The organism is Neisseria sp. HMSC065D04, from assembly GCF_001815675.1.
Classification (GTDB): domain Bacteria; phylum Pseudomonadota; class Gammaproteobacteria; order Burkholderiales; family Neisseriaceae; genus Neisseria.
In genome coordinates, this window is the sequence record NZ_KV821487.1 from 403 (window position 1) to 17,628 (window position 17,226).

The window sequence follows — 17,226 nt, forward strand, 5'->3', positions numbered from 1 at the left end:
GGATGGGGTCGTCTGAAAGGTTTCAGACGACCTTCGTTTTGTATTTCAAATACAAAAGACGTTTCGATTAGCGGAAAGGGGCAGGGTCAGATGACAGAATGAACTGAAAATTGTGGGATGTCTTATCGACAGGGATTGGCTTGATGATGCTTGATGGCATGAGATAAAAAAATAACCGCCTTAGGCGGTTTTTGTGGTGGCCAGAGGCGGAATCGAACCGCCGACACACGGATTTTCAATCCGTTGCTCTACCAACTGAGCTATCTGGCCTTCATCTGCATTGCAGGGAAGTGGGCATTAAACCAAAAACAACGGGTTCATGCAAGGTTTATTTTGAAATGGTGCGGAGATATTTTATAAACTTTTGTTTTAGCTTAAATTAAATTTCGATGATTTTGAACAAAATCCACTGGATATCGACCGTCGGCACCCATAATTTTTCCATCGGGGAGGATTGTCGATTTCAGACGACCTATGTGTCGTTTTAAGATACAATCGCTTTTTTGTTTCTGAAGATATCTGTTTGATGTTGTATGATTTTTTAAAAGATATGTGGGATATTCTGCGTCTGCGCTATAAAAATCCTGCTGATTATTTCTATACGCTGCCTGTCATTTTGGCGATTTTGCTGCTGTTGGGCATGATTAATGCGGCAGATATGTCGACCTTGCTCGGCGTCAGCACTGCTGCCGTTGTCTTTGGCGTGTTGGTTACCGTTATAAAGTGGCTGATTTTGAGCCGCGTGATGCGTCATGTTTTGAGCAGAAACGGCGCACCGCGCCTGCCTTTATGGGGATTCATCTTGGCATCGGAAGCTTTGATGATTCCGGCGCTGCTTGTGTTTTACGTCCCGCAGATTACGCCGCTGCTGATGTTTTGGAAGACTTGGGTGTTTTGGGTGCAGGCTGTCAGCTTGATGAAGATGGGGCAGGTTAAAGTTTGGACGGTATTCAAAGGTTATCTTTTGTACTTCTGCTGCATGGTTGTGATTATAGGGATTTTGATACAGCTGTTTACACTGGCTGGCTGGTTCGATAAAGCAACGCTAATGCAAAACTTTAATGCGTTAACGGCTGCTATGGAGCAGGCGAGATAAGCTAGGGGTCGTCTGAAAATTCACCCTTCTCGTTTTCAGACGACCTTCTTTCAAAGAAAAAACCTGCACGGTTGTCCGTGCAGGTTTTTGTTTGCGCTCAGGTTTGGGCAACCTCACATCATGCCGCCCATTCCACCCATGCCGCCCATGTCAGGCATAGCTGGTTTTTCTTCAGGGATTTCGGCAATCATGCAGTCGGTCGTCAGCATCAGGCCGGCGATAGACGCGGCGTGTTGCAGCGCGGAACGGGTTACTTTGGCAGGGTCGAGTACGCCCATTTCGATCATGTCGCCGTATTCGCCGGAGCCTGCGTTGTAACCGTAGTTGCCTTTGCCTTCCAGCACTTTGTTCACCACTACGCTAGGCTCGCCGCCTGCGTTGGCAACGATTTGGCGCAGCGGAGACTCAACGGCACGCAAGACGATTTGTACGCCTGCGTCTTGGTCGGCATTGCCGGTGTGCAGGTTTTCCAGAGCGGCACGGGCGCGCAACAGGGCTACGCCGCCGCCAGCAACCACGCCTTCTTCAACGGCTGCGCGGGTAGCGTGCAGCGCGTCTTCCACGCGGTCTTTTTTCTCTTTCATTTCGACTTCGGTAGCGGCACCGACTTTAATCACTGCCACGCCGCCTGCCAGTTTGGCAACGCGCTCTTGCAGTTTTTCTTTGTCGTAATCGCTGGTTGCGGTTTCGATTTGTTGGCGGATTTCGGCAACACGCGCTTCGATTTGGGCAGCGTCGCCGAAGCCGTCGATGATGGTGGTGTTTTCTTTACCGATTTCGATGCGTTTGGCTTGACCCAAGTCTTCCAAAGTGGCTTTTTCCAAAGACAGGCCGACTTCTTCGGCAATTACGGTACCGCCGGTCAGGATGGCGATGTCTTGCAACATGGCTTTGCGGCGGTCGCCGAAGCCCGGGGCTTTAACGGCAACGGTTTTCAGGATGCCGCGGATGTTGTTCACGACCAAAGTCGCCAAGGCTTCGCCTTCTACGTCTTCAGCAATAATCAACAGCGGACGGCTGGCTTTTGCCACTTGTTCCAAAACAGGCAGCAGGTCGCGGATGTTGCTGATTTTTTTGTCGAACAACAAAACAAAAGGATTGTCCAGCGCGGCGATTTGTTTTTCCGCGTCATTGATGAAGTAAGGGGACAGGTAGCCGCGGTCGAACTGCATACCTTCGACGACATCCAATTCGTTTTCCAAAGATTTGCCGTCTTCAACGGTAATCACGCCTTCTTTGCCGACTTTTTCCATCGCTTCGGCAATAATCGCGCCGACTTGTTCGTCGGAGTTGGCGGAAATCGAGCCGACTTGGGCGATTTCTTTGGAAGTGTCGCAAGGTTTGGCGATGTTTTTCAGCTCTTCAACCAAAGCGGCGACGGCTTTGTCGATACCGCGTTTCAGGTCGGTCGGGTTCATACCGGCGGTCACGTATTTCATGCCTTCGGCTACGATGGCTTGCGCCAGTACGGTGGCGGTAGTGGTACCGTCGCCCGCTACGTCATTGGTTTTGGACGCGACTTCTTTCACCATTTGCGCGCCCATGTTTTCGAATTTGTCTTTCAGTTCGATTTCTTTAGCGACGGTAACGCCGTCTTTGGTGATGTGCGGGCCGCCGAATGCGCGGTCAACGACTACGTTGCGACCTTTAGGACCCAAAGTTACGCGGACGGCGTTTGCCAGAGTGTTCACGCCGCTGACCATTTTTTGGCGGACTTCGTTACCGAACTGTACGTCTTTTGCTGCCATATTTTGATTCTCCTAATTTATTTAATACATTTGATTCTGTCTGAGGTCGTCTGAAAACCTTGTATGCCTTTTCAGACGACCTGTCGTTTTGAATGCACGGAATGCTTATTCCACAATCCCGAAAATGTCTTCTTCGCGCATTACCAACAGCTCTTCGCCGTCGGCTTTTACGGTTTGGCCGCTGTATTTGCCGAAAATGACTTTGTCGCCGACTTTGACATCCAGCGGACGGCGGTTGCCGTCTTTACCGATTTTGCCTGCGCCCACGGCGATCACTTCGCCCATATCGGGTTTTTCGGCGGCTGCTCCCGGCAGGACGATGCCTGATGCGGTTTTCTCTTCAGCTTCCAAGCGTTTGACGACGACGCGGTCGTGTAAAGGACGGATGGTCATGTTTTATGCTCCGATAAATAGTTTGAAAACAACCATCTGCCTTCATCCGGCAGATGCGGTTTGAAAAATAAGGCGGCAAGTTTGTCAACAAACTTACCTGAACACAGCGGCAAATTAGGGTTCGGCCCGATAAATTCAAGGGAAGAAGTAAAAATTTTCTATGCAGGGTCGTCTGAAAACGGGCATGACAGATTGCGCACCATCTCTCAATACGGTTCAAACAGGCAGGCATTTTCAGATGAACTTTTCCAGTCGGCAAGCTTCAAATGGTTCTATCAGCAAAAGGCATGAAACGATGGATGCAAACCTATGTACGCCTTTACAAAATAATATCCTATCTTTAAAATAAATAGAAATTATTATTAATAAATAGTTTATTTAAAGAACTGAAACTTATCCAAAAAGGAAATTTACATGACTTCCCCCCTGTTCCGATTCAGCCTGCTTTCACTGGCACTCGCCGCCGGCTTTGCCCACGCGGAAAACGAAGCGAAAGAAAGCGTTACCCTTGATACTGTTACCGTCAAAGGTCAGGCTACAAGCGCCACACACCGTGTAACAACGAAACGTATGGAAGAAACGACTTCCACTGATTTAAAAGACGTATTGTTCAACGAACCCTCTATCAGTTTCGGCGGCGGCAACGGTCAGTCGCAATGGGTAACCATCCGAGGTATGGGACAAGACCAAATAGACTATAAAGTTGACGATACTTACACCGACAGCCAGATTTTCCACCACAATGGTCGTTTTATGCTCGACCCCGCATTGGTAAAAGTCGTTGCCGTGCAAAAAGGTACGGGTTCAGCCTCCGCAGGTATCGGCGCAACCAGCGGCGCGATTGTTGCCGAAACGGTTGAAGCCAAAGACTTACTGAGAGAAGGTCAAAACGTCGGTTTCAAAGTAAATGCTGGTATCAGCAGCAATAAAGGCTATTCGCGCGGCGCAAGCGTTTACGGTCAGGCAGGCGGTTTTGATGCTTTGGTTTCAGGCAATTTCGTGCGTGAAAAAGAATACACAGCAGGCAAAGGCTACCGTAATCTGCTTGGAGGCGATAAGGTTTTGAACAGCGCATTGGGTTCGCGCGGTTTGTTGGGCAAAATCGGCTATCGTTTCAACGAAGACAACCGCATTGAATTAAGCCACCGCCAAGAGAAACAATATGGGGAGCGCGCTCTGCGCGAGGAGTTTGATTTCTCACAAGTATTCCAAACCGACCGCCGCACGGGTCAATACATTTTGGATGCCAACGGCAACCGTATTCCGAATACCGCCAACAACTCGCCGCGTTACCGCACGCTGACCCAAGACACCACCAACTTGGAATTCAAAGGCGGAAACTTGGGCTTTATCGAAAAAATCAAAGCCAATGTTTACCGCTTGAATACAAAACGCGACGAAGCCCCCAATCCCAATTATGAATTGGACGGCGAAGTACGGACATACGGAGCCAACCTGAATCTTGACAGCCGTATATTTGACCGTCACACCTTAAAATACGGATTAAACTGGCGTACTCAAAAAAGTAGCTCAAATGGAGAAGGTGGAGAGAAGAAAAACGATGCAGGCGCATATGTTGAAGGTATTTGGGATCTCTCACCGGTTACGCTGACCACAGGTCTGCGCTATGACCGTTGGAAAATGAAAACCAGCAGCAAAACAGAAAACTCAGACGGCAACTTCAATCCAAGCATCGGGTTGGTTTATGATATTTCTCCCGAATTCTCTATCAACACCAGCCTGAACTATGCAACCCGCAGCCCCCGCCTGTACGAAGCAGCTTTAGCAAACAACAGGCCGATTGTTGCATCGCCTGACTTGAAAGCAGAACGCTCGCGAAATGCAGAAATTGGCTTTAACTACCACTGGAATTCTGCCCTAACACTGTCCGGCAGCTACTTCCACCAACAAATCAAAGATGTGCAAGCCATCCGCCAAGAAGGGCGAAACTACGTCTGGTATAACGGCGGCAAGCTGAAAAACAGAGGTTACGAACTGAACGCCGCCTACCGTTGGAAAGGTCTGACCGCCCGCGCAGGCGTAGCTTACAGCAGACCGAAGCTGAACGGAGATACCGCCGACATCGTGACAACCGCTATCCCGATGGGACGTACATGGACGACAGGTCTGTCGTACCAATTCGACAATCCGAACCTGGAAATCGGCTGGCGCGGACGTTATGTCCAAAATGCAGGCTATGCTCCGACCTCGCGTGGCTCTGACGTAGCTCTGAATGTTGTCCGTGCAGGCTACGGCGTCAACGATATATTTGCCAACTGGAAGCCGACAGGCAAAGACGACTTGAACGTCAACTTCGCCGTCAACAATGTCTTGAATAAAAACTACAAGCCGCACAGCCAGCGTGCAGGTGCCAGCTCTCTGCCTGAACCAGGCCGCGATATCCGCCTGAGCGTAAACTACCGCTTCTAAACATTGCGTAAAAGCAAAGACGTCGTCTGAAAAACTTCTGCTGTTTTCAGACGACGTCTCTTTGTTTGGAAAACCGTGTTTACCGGAAGACCGTTTGTTCAAATGTCCTTTCGGACAGCCTTGTCGCGTTTCGCTTCGATTGAGTGAATGTATTGCATCAGCGTTTGAATAAAAACGGTCAAATCACGCTGCCACGAATGGCGGTTGCTTTTAGTGAAATACAGCGATATTTCGGGTTGCTCCATCAGATAGCAGCCGAAGCTCTCGTGCAACGGTATGATGCGGATATCGTTCACATTATAAAAAGCAATGGTCATCGGCAGCGTGAAATAGGGATGTGACAGCGTCCACATGGCAGGGAAGGCGGGGCTGTCATCTTCAGAAGCAACAGTTAAATCATGGTTATACAGGGCGTTGCGCAGGTCTGTGATGTGCTTTTTCATGTTTTTATTTTTCATTCTATTTGGAAAAATGCTTGAACAAAGCAGGTGATGTTTGCCCGATTTACCGCTTGCAGCACAACGACTGCTTCATTTTTCAAAAAACCGACTGAGTCAGATTCATCGGCACGGGTTTGGTTGAGGCGGCACAAATCGTAGAAGGTAAAAACAAAATTTTGCCCATTGATACATAATGGAAAATCCAATAGACAGCCTTTGTTCTCGGCTTCAAATTCGGCAAGATCATCAAACCATTCAGGAAATGTGATGTGCATGAGTTTCCTTTTAAAATCGTATGAAAAGTCCGTTTCGTTAGAATGACTTTCAAAAGGTCTTTTCAGACGACCTCAAAGCTACCTAAAAAGCCAAATACTTCAATTCTCACAGATGACGCGCAAGTCCAACCTCTATTTGAAATGCAATAGACAATAAAAAATCCTGCATATTGCTATGCAGGATTTTTTATTTGGGGTGGCTGATGGGGCTCGAACCCACGACAACTGGAATCACAATCCAGGGCTCTACCAACTGAGCTACAGCCACCATTAACTTTTGGCACGCCCGACAGGAATCGAACCTGTAACCCCCGACTTAGAAGGTCGGTGCTCTATCCGGTTGAGCTACGGGCGCTCATGCCGATTCGTGCTGAATTTTTTGTGTGGTCGGGGCGGTGGGATTCGAACTCACGACCCTCTGCTCCCAAAGCAGATGCGCTAACCGGGCTGCGCTACGCCCCGACTGAAGAATTCGAATATACAGATACGCTGAAATCCTGTCAATCCAATTTGAGATCATTTTTCTTTTTTCTAAATTATCTGTTTATTTTTATTTAAAATTTAATTTTTTGCCTACTTCATATCGGGTGTAATGCCGTTCAAAAATACAGTTTTGGTTTTTGCTGTTATCCGACTGCCAAATCGGTTTAAAAATGCGATAATTGCGTTTGCTATTTATTGATAACCAAATGGAAATTTCATGACAGCCCAATTGATTGACGGTAAAAAAATATCGCAGGAGCGTTTGCAGCTGGTATCCGCTGCGGTAGCCAAGCGGCTTGAATCCGGATTGCGTGCGCCTTGTTTGGCCGTGGTGTTGGTCGGTGACAACCCTGCCAGTGCCGTATATGTCCGCAACAAAAAATCGGCATGCCAAAAATGCGGCATCCGGTCTTTGTCTTATGAGCTGCCAGCGTCGACTTCTCAGGAAGATTTGCTCAAGCTGATTGATGAATTGAACGGGAACGCGGAAGTAGACGGTATTTTGGTGCAGCTTCCGCTTCCTGAGGGCTTAGACAGTCAGGCTGTTTTGGAGCGTATCCATCCGGACAAAGATGTGGACGGTTTCCATCCTTATAACGTGGGTCGTTTGGTGGTAAAAATGCCGCTGATGCGCCCTTGTACGCCCAAGGGTGTGATGACGCTGCTGGAGGCTTACGGCATCGATCCGAAAGGCAAGAAGGCGGTAGTCGTCGGGGCATCGAATATTGTCGGACGCCCGCAGGCATTGGAGCTGCTGCTTGCCCGCGCCACGGTAACGATTTGCCACAGTGCGACGGAAAACTTGGACAAGGAAGTCGGGGCTGCCGATATTGTGGTAGTAGGCGTCGGGATTCCCAATTTTGTCAAAGGGGAATGGATTAAACCCGGCGCAGTGGTGATTGATGTCGGGATTAACCGTTTGGAAGATGGCAGCCTGTGCGGCGATGTGGAATTTGATGTGGCAAAAGAACGGGCGGGCATGATTACCCCAGTACCCGGCGGGGTCGGTCCGATGACGATTGCTACTTTATTGGAAAATACTTTACATGCTGCGACACTGCATGACTAAACCACTGTAAACGGACACGATACGGCAGGCGGCAGATTGGCGGCTTCACTTTCAACCACTGGAAAACATTATTCGATGTGGCGGAACATGCCTAAAGTCAATCTGTCCAGCCCTGCCAAATCTTGTTGCGTACTGACTTCGGCAAAGCCGTTTGCCGTCAAAATCTGCCGCACCGCTGCGCCTTGGTTGTAACCATGTTCCAGCAGCAGCCATCCGCCCTCTTTTAAAAATTCCGGCGCGCGCTGCGCCAGCTCTCGAATACAGCTCAAACCGTCGGCAAAATCTGTCAATGCCGTTTGCGGCTCGAATCTCAAATCCCCTTGGCTCAAATGCTCGTCGCCGGCTTCGATATAAGGCGGATTGGAAACAATGACATCGAAGCGGTGTTTGTCTTCAGACGACGTCTTATCCGTCTCAAACCACGAACCCAATGCAAACTCGACCCTTGCGCCCAGAGTTTCCGCGTTTTTACGGGCAATCGCCAACGCTCCGCCGCTGATATCGGAAGCGCGTACTGTCGCATCCGTTCTTTCCAACGCCACCGTCACGGCAACCGCCCCGCTGCCCGTTCCCAAATCCCAAACCTGTCCGTTTTCAGGAAGATGCCCGATAACCGCCTCCACCAAATGCTCGGTTTCGGGACGGGGAATCAACACGTCGGGACCGACTTCAAACCATCGTCCATAAAACTCCCGTCCGCCCAAAATATACGCCATCGGCTCGCCTTTCAGACGACGTGCCTGCAGGATATCCAGTTGCGCGGCTACTGCTTCCGGCAGCGGATCGGCACCTTGCGTGACCAACTGCACACGGCTATAACCGCCTGCATGTTGTAGCAACATACGGGCTTCGAGTCTCGGCAACTGCGAATGGCGCAGCCATTGGTCTAAGGTCATGTCGTGTTTGTCCTGAGTTTGTACGGGTAACGGTGAGGAGTCCTGTTTATCTTAATCTTTGCGCGGCGGCCAGTAAACTTCTTCTTTTTTGACGATACCGCATTTGAGGATATCGGCAGCAAGAGCAGCGGTGTCAGGCGGATTTTGGTAGAACGCTGCATCTTGCTTGCTCATTGCGGAGTAGATGCCTTTCCAGTGGGTTTTGGCAGGTGGCAGGGGCAGGACTTCGTCCAGGCGCGGGAAGGTGTAGAAGGGGTTGCCGCTTTGGGTGCCTGTGCCTTTCAAAGCAACTTTCAATTCTTTATAAGCTGCTTCTCGGATAGGGTCTGCATGGATGTCAGAGAATTGATCCATAAGTTCTTTATTCTTAGCAAAGACCATTTTTAGCTTTAAAGCAGCTCCTCCACCTCCTTCTCCTCCTTGGCGCACTGCGTTGTGCATCAGCAGCAAAGATTCTTGTAGGTTTTCATAACGGATTCGTTTGATCCTAGATAATTCTTCCATGGCAGCAGAAAAACCCTGCTTGGCAGCACAACCAAGGAGTAACTCACGAGTATTCATATCTTTAAACTGTTTATCATAAATTAAAGACAACTCATACTGAGCCAACGGCACGCCCAAATCCACCGCCTTTTGCAGATAGGCAAGACCAAGTTGCGGATTACGGCGATAACCTGCATTGCCTTCGTACAGCGCGTCAAACAGCCAATAGTTTGCCATCGCCCAGTTTTTGTCCAGACCGTAGTGCAGCCATTTGCGGGCGCGGTTGTGCAAGGGGTTGTACATGATGCCGGTCGAACCTTGCACATGGGTGTAGAGCAGGTAAAGGTTGTTGATTGCCTGATAATGCCCCCTCGACGCCGCGGCTTCGTACAAGACAATCATGTCCTGAAATTCCTGTTTGTTCATACGCCAATCTTTGGCATCCAACAGGGTGGCTGCACGATACCAAAGATGGGATTCGGCATCGGGTGGGGATGGTGGCGTCCAAGTGGTGCAAGTGTATTCGGTACGCTTCGAGTCAAAGGCTTTGGGTGCGGGATGGGTCTGGGTGTAATCGCGGTCGGATTGGGAAAGTGAAACCGAACCGCAGGAAGCCAGCAGGGGGACAAGCAGGGCGATGAAAGTGAGTTTGTTCATGGTATGTGTTGATGATGTTTGTGTTGAGGTCGTCTGAAACTGGCAATCAGGTTTCAGACGACCTTTTTTAAATGTTGTGTCTTGATTCCAATTACAGCCCGTGATCTTCGGGAGGCTCGGGAGGGCGCGGCGACCAGTAAACTTCTTCTTTTTTGACGATACCGCGTTTGAGGATATCGGCGGCTAGGGCTGCGGTATCGGGCGGATTTTGGTAGAACGCCGCGTCTTCCTTGCTCATCGCCGAGTAGATGCCTTTCCAATGGGTTTTGGCGGGAGGCAGTGGCAGAACCTCGTCCAGACGCGGGAAAGTATAAAAAATATTGCCGCTGGTAGTGTCCGTGCCTTGAAGTGCTACATATAGTTCATGATAGGCTGATATTCGAACGGGGTCGGCAGGGATAGCGGAAAATTCCTGCATAAAACCTTTTGACTCCCCAAAAATGTCTGTCAATATTAAGGCTGATATTCCCCCTTTTTCGCCTCCATACCGTACGGCATTGTGCATCAGTGACAGTGCCTCATCTAATTTGCCGTTCATTGCCTTCAACATTCCCAATTCATACATTGCCGCTGAAAATTTCTGCTTGGCGGCACAATCAAGCAATACTTGAGCGGTTTTTAAATCTTTGAGCTTTATATCGTAAATCCGTGCCAATTCATACTGCGCCAACGGGACACCTAATTCTACTGCCTTTTGCAGGTAGGCAAGACCGAGTTTCGGGTCGTAATAACCTGCATGACCGTCATACAAGGAGTCAAACAGCCAGTAGTATGCTATTGCCCAATCCTTCTCCAAGCCATAATGCAACCATTTGCGGGCGCGGTCAGGACGTTGGTCAAACAAATCCCCCATCGCACCTTGGGTGCCGGTGTAGAGCAGGTAGAGATTGTTGATGGCACGGTAATGTCCGCGACTTGCCGCCGCTTCGTACAGAATCACCATATCCTGCAACTCTTGCGCGGTTCTGCGCCAACTTTGGGCATGGAGTAAGGTTGCCGCCCGATACCATTGCTCGGCTTCGGCATCAGTGTCGGACGGCGGTGTCCAAGTGGCGCAGGTGTATTGGGTGCGGTTGGGGTCGAATGCTTTGGGAGCGGGATGGGTTTGGACGTAATCGCGGTCGGGCATGTTAGGAGACGCCGAACCGCAGGAAGCCAGCAGGGGGATAAGCAGGGTGATGAAAGTGAGTTTGTTCATGGTATGTGTTGATTGTGTTTGTGTTGAGGTCGTCTGAAACTGAAAATCAGGTTTCAGACGACCTTTTTATGGGTTTCAACCTATCCTTTTAAACGGCGGTAGGCTGGCTAGTAATTGCTGGCCGTACCGCTGCGTTTTGACGCGGTTGTCGAGGATGGTCACGCGGCCGTAGTCTTGTTCGGTGCGGATGAGGCGGCCGACGGCTTGGATGAGTTTGATGCCGGCTTCGGGGACGGTGATTTCGATGAAGGGGTTGCCGCCGCGCTGTTCTATCCAGCGGTTTTGGGTTTTTTCGATGGGGTTGTCGGGCATGGCGAAGGGGAGTTTGGCGATGATGACTTGCACGCAGGCGGTGCCGGGCAGGTCGAGTCCTTCGGCGAAGCTGTCGAGTCCGAAGATGATACTGGCTTTGCCTTCTTCTATGGCTTGGTGGTGTTTTTGCAGGAGGACGGCTTTGGGCAATTCGCCTTGTACGAGCAAGAGCGGCAGGTAGTCGTCGGGCAGGCGCAGGGCGACATCCTGCATTTGTTTGCGCGAGGAAAACAGGACGAGCGTGCCGATGGCTTCGGTGGGCGAAATGAGCTTGGGCAGCCATTCGACGATGGCGGCGGTATGCGCGGCGGGGTCTTTGGGACTGGCGTGCACGGGCGGGATGTAGAGTTCGCCTTGCGCGTCGAAATCAAACGGGCTTTCTAGGGCGAGGGTGGTGGTTTCGGGCAGCCATTGCAGTCCGGTTTGGCGCAGGATCAGGTTGAAGCTGCCCAAGGATTGCAGGGTGGCGGAGGTCAACACTGCGCCTGCCGCGCGCCGCCACAGGCTGTTGGCGAGGTGGGACGCGCTGCTGATGGGGCTGGCGTTGAAAATGTAGTCGTTTTTGTCGTCGGCGCGGCGGGTTATCCATTTTGCCAGCGGTTCTTCGCCCTCGAGGGGGACGGTGGAGAGCAAATCCCATGTGGCGGTGATTTGTTCGATGCGGGCGCGGAATACGCCGAATTCGGTACTCAGGCGGTCGATTTGCGCGCTGTTTTGGTCTTTGTCGCGGCGGGCGGCGGACAATGCGTCGTTGAGGCTGTTGATGTGTTTGTAGAGGCTGCGGGCGGCGATGGCGGTGTTGGAAACGGTGGTTTCGAGGCCTTCGGGGATTTTGCCGTCTTCCCACAGCCAGGTCGGTTCGCTGTTTGTCCGTCTGTCGTTTTCAGACGACCCCAAGCTCAAAGACGGCTCTTCGGCGAGGTGGAACTGCCATTCGTGCAGGCTTTCGAGCAGCGCGGCGGCGGCTTCGTCGGCAAGGTTCGCCAACTCGCCTTTGTCGGTGAGTGCGGCAATTTTGCCGGTAACCTGCGGCAGTTTTTCCAACGCCCACACCGCTTGGTTCCACGAATGCTCGGCGGCAAACTGGCTGAGTGCTTTCTTGGGCAGGTGGTGCGCTTCGTCGATGCAGTAGAAGCTGTTTTCAGGGTCGGGCAAAATCACGCCGCCGCCCATGCTGATGTCGACCATCAGCAAATCATGGTTGGTTACGACGACATCGACGGTTTCCAGCGTGTCGCGGGCAAGGTAAAACGGGCATTCCGGGCGGTTGGGACAGGCGGTTTTGAGGCAGCCGTAGTTGTCGTTGTTCACCTTCATCCAGATGGTGTCGTCGATTTTTTCCGGCCAAGTGTCGCGGTCGCCGTTGAACCGACGGGCGGAAAATTCGTCGGCGATGTCGCGCAGTAGCTTCAATTCTTCGGGCTTGGGTTTGCTGTCCCACAACACGGCGGGGGCTTCAAAGCCGAGCAGGTTTTGTTGGGCGTTGCTTTGCGTGAGTTGGTAGAGTTTGTAGGGGCAGAGATAGCGGCCGCGCCCTTTGGCAAACGCGAAGGTCAGTTCCAAACCGCTTTTTTCAACCAGAAACGGCAGATCGCGGTCCACCAACTGCTCCTGCAAAGCAACCGTCGCGCTGCTCACAATCAGCCGCTTGCCGCGCGTCTGCGCCATAATGCCGCCCGCCAGCAGGTAGGCAAGCGATTTGCCCACGCCGGTCGGCCCTTCGATAACGGCAATGCTCTCGCCCTCGCGCTTGGGCGGCTCGCCGCCTTCTTCGCGCGTCAACGTCCGCGAAAAAGCGTTGGCAACCGCCGCAATCATTTCCCGCTGCGAAGCGCGCGGACGGAAACCGGGCAGGTTTTTGCCGATATTTTGGTAATGGTCGCGGATGGCGTTTTTTTCTAAATCGGTGAGCATCGAGGTCGTCTGAAAAGGTGGATTTGCTTATGAATTTGTTATTTTAGCATTTTTCGCGGACGGGTTCGGGAGAGATGGGAAAGGTCGTCTGAAAAGCATATTTTGGCGTTTTCAGACGACCTTTGGTAAGAGAAGCCACATTGGGACAGGGGATTTGAACCATTGCCGTTTCTGTTGCCGTCATTCCCGCGTAGGCGGGAATCCATTTTTGAAATTCAGAAACTGTTTTCCAAATCAAGGTTTCTCAAGTTTTACGATGGATTCCCGCCGTAGCCTGTCCTCGCGTAGGCGGGGGCGGGAATGACGGAATTTGATGATATAGTGGATTAACTTTAAACCAGTACGGCGTTGCCTCGCCTTAGCTCAAAGAGAACGATTCTCTAAGGTGCTGAACGTACTATCTGTACTGTCTGCGGCTTCGTCGCCTTGTCCTGATTTAGAGTTAATCCACTATATACCGTATTTAAAGTTAAGTATGTTTGCTAGAGAGATGGGCAGCGGCGGTTTGGGGCGGGTGGGGTCAATTTCTTGGTGTATCTTTGAAATAAAGATAAGGGCGCATGATTGCGCCCCTTCGGTTTTCAGACGACCCCTTAAACTTGGCGGGATTAAGCCGTCTTGTTCCGCAACGGCAGTTTGATATGCGGCTTGGCGGGTTTGGGCGCTTCTTTCAAGCCCAGTTCGATTTGCTGCTCTTCGCTCAACAAATTGCTCCAGTCGCCTTTTTTATACCACTCGCGCCCGTCCAATTCGATGGGGTGTTGGATGCGCTCGCAGCCGTTGCCGCACTGCAAATCATCTTCTTTACAATATTTGTCGCAACCCCAGCAGATGCGCTCCGGCGCTTTGGGGAAGATGGGGAATTTTTTTGCCATGGTGTGAAATCCTTGTTTTTATTTTCATGAAATTATAAATGATTCGATTGCGGCAGCTTGGTTTTTGTACGTCTTTTTACGCTGAACAGTTAAGAAATGTATAAGGTCGTCTGAAATAGCCAGCCGATTCATGTTATATTTATACAGACAGCATATCAACCTATTCGATAAAACTAATCCGACATATGGTACTCAAACGGCGGGAAGCCTGATATTTGAAACTATTTTTAAAGCAATCAATCAGTTGGATTTACTGTTAATTTCTTTAAAATTCAGTATGATATATTTCGCTCTGATATAATGTGCGGGCAAGGCGTACGGAAGCCGGCGTCTTGTCTTTTTTCAACTTTAGATACTAAGGAACTTATATGTGCGGTATCGTCGGCGCTATCCGCGCCAATCACAATGTAGTCGATTTTCTGACCGACGGTCTCAAACGCCTTGAATATCGGGGCTACGATTCGTCGGGTATCGCCGTGAACATGGACGGCAAAATCAAGCGCGTTCGCCGTGTCGGCCGCGTGCAGCTGATGGAAGATGCGGCGCGCGAAAAAGGTGTGTTCGGACACATCGGCATCGGCCATACCCGCTGGGCAACCCACGGCGGCGTCACCGAACCCAACGCCCACCCCCACATCTCCGGCGGCATGATTGCCGTCGTCCACAACGGCATTATCGAAAACTTCGAAGCCGAACGCGAACGCCTCAAAGCCTTAGGCTACGCCTTCGAATCGCAAACCGACACCGAAGTCATCGCCCACAGCGTCAATCACGAATACACCCAAAACGGCGGCAAACTGTTTGAAGCCGTCCGCGCAGCCACCGCCCGTTTCCACGGCGCATACGCCATCGCCGTGATGGCGCAGGATAAACCCGAAGAAATGGTGGTCGCACGCATGGGCTGCCCACTCTTGGTGGCATTGGGCGACCAAGAAACCTTCATCGCCTCCGACGTGTCCGCCGTCATCGCCTTTACCCGCCGCATCGCCTATTTGGAAGACGGCGACATCGCCGTATTGAGCGCGAACGGTATTGAAAAACTGATCGACAAAACCGGTGCTGAAACCCAACGCAAAGTCAAAGTATCCGAGTTGTCGCTCGCTTCGCTGGAGTTGGGCCCATACAGCCACTTCATGCAAAAAGAAATCCACGAGCAGCCGCGCGCCATCGCTGATACCGCCGAAGTCTTCCTTGATGGCGGCTTCGAACCCGAAAACTTCGGCGCGAACGCACGCGAAGTGTTCGACGACATCCACAGCATCAAAATCCTCGCCTGCGGCACGTCCTACTACGCCGCGCTGACCGCCAAATACTGGCTCGAATCCATCGCCAAAATCCCGACCGACGTCGAAATCGCCAGCGAATACCGCTACCGCGACGTGATTGCCGATCCGAAACAACTGATCATCACCATCTCCCAATCCGGCGAAACCTTGGACACGATGGAAGCCCTGAAATACGCGAAATCCTTAGGGCACAAACACAGCCTGTCCATCTGCAACGTCATGGAATCCGCCCTGCCGCGCGAAAGCGAATTGGTGCTGTACACCCGCGCCGGCGCAGAAATCGGCGTCGCTTCCACCAAAGCGTTCACCACGCAACTGGTTGTATTGTTCGGCTTGGCGGTAACGCTGGGCAAACAGCGCGGTTTGGTTTCCGCCGAAAAAGCGCGCGAATACGTCGAAGAACTGCGCCAACTGCCCGGCAGCATCCAACACGTTCTCAACCTTGAGCCGCAAATCGCCGCATGGGCGCAAAAATTCGCCAAGAAAAACAGCGCACTGTTTTTAGGCCGCGGCATCCACTTCCCGATTGCCCTCGAAGGCGCGTTGAAGCTGAAAGAAATCACCTACATCCACGCCGAAGCCTATCCCGCAGGCGAATTGAAACACGGTCCGCTGGCATTGGTGGACGAAAACATGCCCGTCGTCGTCATCGCGCCGAACGACGGCTTGTTGGACAAAGTCAAAGCCAATATGCAGGAAGTCGGCGCACGCGGCGGCGAACTCTTCGTCTTCGCCGATTTGGACAGCAATTTCAACGCCACCGACGGCGTGCACGTCATCCGCGCCCCGCGCCACGTCGGCGTACTCTCACCGATCGTGCATACCATCCCCGTGCAGCTCTTGTCCTACCACGCCGCCCTCGCACGCGGCACGGACGTAGACAAACCGCGCAACCTGGCGAAATCGGTTACGGTTGAATAAAGCCCGATTTGAACGGTAAAAGGTCGTCTGAAAACTGGGAAACCAAAGTTTTCAGACGACCTTTTTTAAATCGACGCGCGCTTTGGATAAACCGAACCCGTAGCGTGGGCTTTGCCCACGAAGTTTGTTATCCGTCAGTCTGAATCGGACAGTTGTCCTCACATCTGTTTCGCGGGTAGAACCCGCGCTACGGTTTGTTTTGACGGTGTTTTATTCATTTCCTGATCCGATTAAGAAGGCAGGTTTGAGATTGAAAAGAGGTCGTCTGAAAACTTTGGTTTCCCAGTTTTCAGACGACCTTTTTATTAATCTAAATACGCTTTAGATAAACCAAACCCCGTAGCGTGGGCTTTGCCCGCGAAGTCTGTTATCCGTCAGTCTGAATCGTGCAGTTAACCTTGCATCTGTTTCGCGGGTAGAACCCGCGCTACGGTTTGTTTTGACGGTGTTTTATTCATTTCCTGATCCGATTAAGAAGGCAGGTTTGAGATTGAAAGAGGTCGTCTGAAAACTTAGGTTTCCCAGTTTTCAGACGACCTTGATTAATCAAAACACGCTGTGGATAAGCCGAACCTCGTAACGTGGGCTTTGCCCGCTGAATATAGTCAATTCAAATCAGCAATGTCCAAGCCGTCATTCCCGCGCAGGCGGGAATCCATTTTTGAATTTCGGCAAATGTTTTTCAAGCACCTGTTTCTTCAAATTTCCGATGGATTCCGCCGTAGCCTGTCCTCGCGTAGGCGGGGGCGG

At 51.3% G+C, this 17,226-nt stretch carries 13 protein-coding genes and 4 tRNA genes; 4 read left to right on the plus strand and 13 right to left on the minus strand.

Annotation, left to right across the window (positions count from 1 at the left end):
* Window positions 1-194: 194 nt before the first annotated feature.
* Window positions 195-270, minus strand: a tRNA-Phe gene (locus tag HMPREF3050_RS02195).
* 256 nt (window positions 271-526) lie between these two features.
* Here HMPREF3050_RS02195 and HMPREF3050_RS02200 point away from each other — a divergent pair.
* The gene (locus HMPREF3050_RS02200; RefSeq protein WP_070773289.1) at window positions 527-1,096 is read left to right on the plus strand and encodes a hypothetical protein; all 570 of its coding nucleotides are present in this window, start codon (window positions 527-529) and stop codon (window positions 1,094-1,096) included.
* 113 nt (window positions 1,097-1,209) lie between these two features.
* On the opposite strand, the gene groL is transcribed toward HMPREF3050_RS02200, so the two are convergent.
* Window positions 1,210-2,844 carry a chaperonin GroEL gene (gene groL / locus HMPREF3050_RS02205; RefSeq protein WP_003744506.1) on the minus strand — a complete coding sequence of 545 codons (1,635 nt, stop codon included), beginning with the start codon at window positions 2,842-2,844 and terminating at the stop codon, window positions 1,210-1,212.
* Window positions 2,845-2,949: 105 nt separating this feature from the next.
* The gene (groES, locus tag HMPREF3050_RS02210; RefSeq protein WP_003755668.1) at window positions 2,950-3,237 is read right to left on the minus strand and encodes a co-chaperone GroES; all 288 of its coding nucleotides are present in this window, start codon (window positions 3,235-3,237) and stop codon (window positions 2,950-2,952) included.
* 414 nt (window positions 3,238-3,651) lie between these two features.
* Here groES and HMPREF3050_RS02215 point away from each other — a divergent pair, with 414 nt between their 5' ends.
* A complete protein-coding gene (locus tag HMPREF3050_RS02215) occupies window positions 3,652-5,667 on the plus strand; it encodes a TonB-dependent receptor domain-containing protein (protein ID WP_070773290.1) in 2,016 nt (671 codons plus the stop codon).
* A gap of 98 nt (window positions 5,668-5,765) precedes the next feature.
* Here HMPREF3050_RS02215 and HMPREF3050_RS02220 read toward each other — a convergent pair whose 3' ends face one another.
* From HMPREF3050_RS02220 to HMPREF3050_RS02240, 5 genes are all read right to left on the minus strand, one after another.
* Window positions 5,766-6,110 carry a hypothetical protein gene (locus HMPREF3050_RS02220; RefSeq protein WP_246830206.1) on the minus strand — a complete coding sequence of 115 codons (345 nt, stop codon included), beginning with the start codon at window positions 6,108-6,110 and terminating at the stop codon, window positions 5,766-5,768.
* Between the two features lie 11 nt (window positions 6,111-6,121).
* Window positions 6,122-6,382: a hypothetical protein gene (locus tag HMPREF3050_RS02225; RefSeq protein WP_070773292.1), complete on the minus strand. Its 261-nt coding sequence runs from the start codon at window positions 6,380-6,382 to the stop codon at window positions 6,122-6,124.
* A gap of 192 nt (window positions 6,383-6,574) precedes the next feature.
* Window positions 6,575-6,650 (minus strand) — tRNA-His (locus tag HMPREF3050_RS02230).
* Between the two features lie 10 nt (window positions 6,651-6,660).
* Window positions 6,661-6,737 (minus strand) — tRNA-Arg (locus tag HMPREF3050_RS02235).
* Window positions 6,738-6,766: 29 nt separating this feature from the next.
* Window positions 6,767-6,844 (minus strand) — tRNA-Pro (locus tag HMPREF3050_RS02240).
* 238 nt (window positions 6,845-7,082) lie between these two features.
* Between HMPREF3050_RS02240 and folD the strand changes: the two genes are divergently transcribed.
* A complete protein-coding gene (folD, locus tag HMPREF3050_RS02245; protein WP_003755680.1) occupies window positions 7,083-7,934 on the plus strand; it encodes a bifunctional methylenetetrahydrofolate dehydrogenase/methenyltetrahydrofolate cyclohydrolase FolD in 852 nt (283 codons plus the stop codon).
* 68 nt (window positions 7,935-8,002) lie between these two features.
* Here the strand turns inward: folD and prmC are convergent, their stop codons facing one another.
* From prmC to HMPREF3050_RS02270, 5 genes are all read right to left on the minus strand, one after another.
* Window positions 8,003-8,830, minus strand: a complete 828-nt coding sequence (prmC, locus tag HMPREF3050_RS02250; RefSeq protein ID WP_070773293.1) for a peptide chain release factor N(5)-glutamine methyltransferase — start codon at window positions 8,828-8,830, stop codon at window positions 8,003-8,005.
* A 51-nt stretch (window positions 8,831-8,881) separates the two neighbouring features.
* Window positions 8,882-9,970, minus strand: a complete 1,089-nt coding sequence (locus HMPREF3050_RS02255) for an SEL1-like repeat protein (protein ID WP_070773294.1) — start codon at window positions 9,968-9,970, stop codon at window positions 8,882-8,884.
* A 91-nt stretch (window positions 9,971-10,061) separates the two neighbouring features.
* Window positions 10,062-11,168 carry a tetratricopeptide repeat protein gene (locus HMPREF3050_RS02260; protein WP_070773295.1) on the minus strand — a complete coding sequence of 369 codons (1,107 nt, stop codon included), beginning with the start codon at window positions 11,166-11,168 and terminating at the stop codon, window positions 10,062-10,064.
* 75 nt (window positions 11,169-11,243) lie between these two features.
* Entirely contained in the window at window positions 11,244-13,394 is a 2,151-nt protein-coding gene (gene dinG / locus HMPREF3050_RS02265; protein WP_070773296.1) for an ATP-dependent DNA helicase DinG, read from the minus strand.
* 608 nt (window positions 13,395-14,002) lie between these two features.
* Entirely contained in the window at window positions 14,003-14,269 is a 267-nt protein-coding gene (locus HMPREF3050_RS02270; RefSeq protein ID WP_003766405.1) for a DUF3079 domain-containing protein, read from the minus strand.
* A 368-nt stretch (window positions 14,270-14,637) separates the two neighbouring features.
* On the opposite strand from HMPREF3050_RS02270, the gene glmS reads away from it, so the two are divergent.
* Complete coding sequence (glmS, locus tag HMPREF3050_RS02280; RefSeq protein ID WP_070773298.1) at window positions 14,638-16,476, plus strand: glutamine--fructose-6-phosphate transaminase (isomerizing); 1,839 nt, start codon at window positions 14,638-14,640, stop codon at window positions 16,474-16,476.
* The last annotated feature ends 750 nt before the right edge of the window (window positions 16,477-17,226 follow it).

Excerpts from the sequence above, each read along its gene's own strand:
- HMPREF3050_RS02200 (WP_070773289.1), top strand. The coding sequence starts at position 527 with ATGTTGTATGATTTTTTAAAAGATATGTGGGATATTCTGCGTCTGCGC.
- groL (WP_003744506.1), bottom strand. The coding sequence starts at position 2,844 with ATGGCAGCAAAAGACGTACAGTTCGGTAACGAAGTCCGCCAAAAAATG.
- groES (WP_003755668.1), bottom strand. The coding sequence starts at position 3,237 with ATGACCATCCGTCCTTTACACGACCGCGTCGTCGTCAAACGCTTGGAA.
- HMPREF3050_RS02215 (WP_070773290.1), top strand. The coding sequence starts at position 3,652 with ATGACTTCCCCCCTGTTCCGATTCAGCCTGCTTTCACTGGCACTCGCC.
- HMPREF3050_RS02220 (WP_246830206.1), bottom strand. The coding sequence starts at position 6,110 with ATGAAAAAGCACATCACAGACCTGCGCAACGCCCTGTATAACCATGAT.
- HMPREF3050_RS02225 (WP_070773292.1), bottom strand. The coding sequence starts at position 6,382 with ATGCACATCACATTTCCTGAATGGTTTGATGATCTTGCCGAATTTGAA.
- folD (WP_003755680.1), top strand. The coding sequence starts at position 7,083 with ATGACAGCCCAATTGATTGACGGTAAAAAAATATCGCAGGAGCGTTTG.
- prmC (WP_070773293.1), bottom strand. The coding sequence starts at position 8,830 with ATGACCTTAGACCAATGGCTGCGCCATTCGCAGTTGCCGAGACTCGAA.
- HMPREF3050_RS02255 (WP_070773294.1), bottom strand. The coding sequence starts at position 9,970 with ATGAACAAACTCACTTTCATCGCCCTGCTTGTCCCCCTGCTGGCTTCC.
- HMPREF3050_RS02260 (WP_070773295.1), bottom strand. The coding sequence starts at position 11,168 with ATGAACAAACTCACTTTCATCACCCTGCTTATCCCCCTGCTGGCTTCC.
- dinG (WP_070773296.1), bottom strand. The coding sequence starts at position 13,394 with ATGCTCACCGATTTAGAAAAAAACGCCATCCGCGACCATTACCAAAAT.
- HMPREF3050_RS02270 (WP_003766405.1), bottom strand. The coding sequence starts at position 14,269 with ATGGCAAAAAAATTCCCCATCTTCCCCAAAGCGCCGGAGCGCATCTGC.
- glmS (WP_070773298.1), top strand. The coding sequence starts at position 14,638 with ATGTGCGGTATCGTCGGCGCTATCCGCGCCAATCACAATGTAGTCGAT.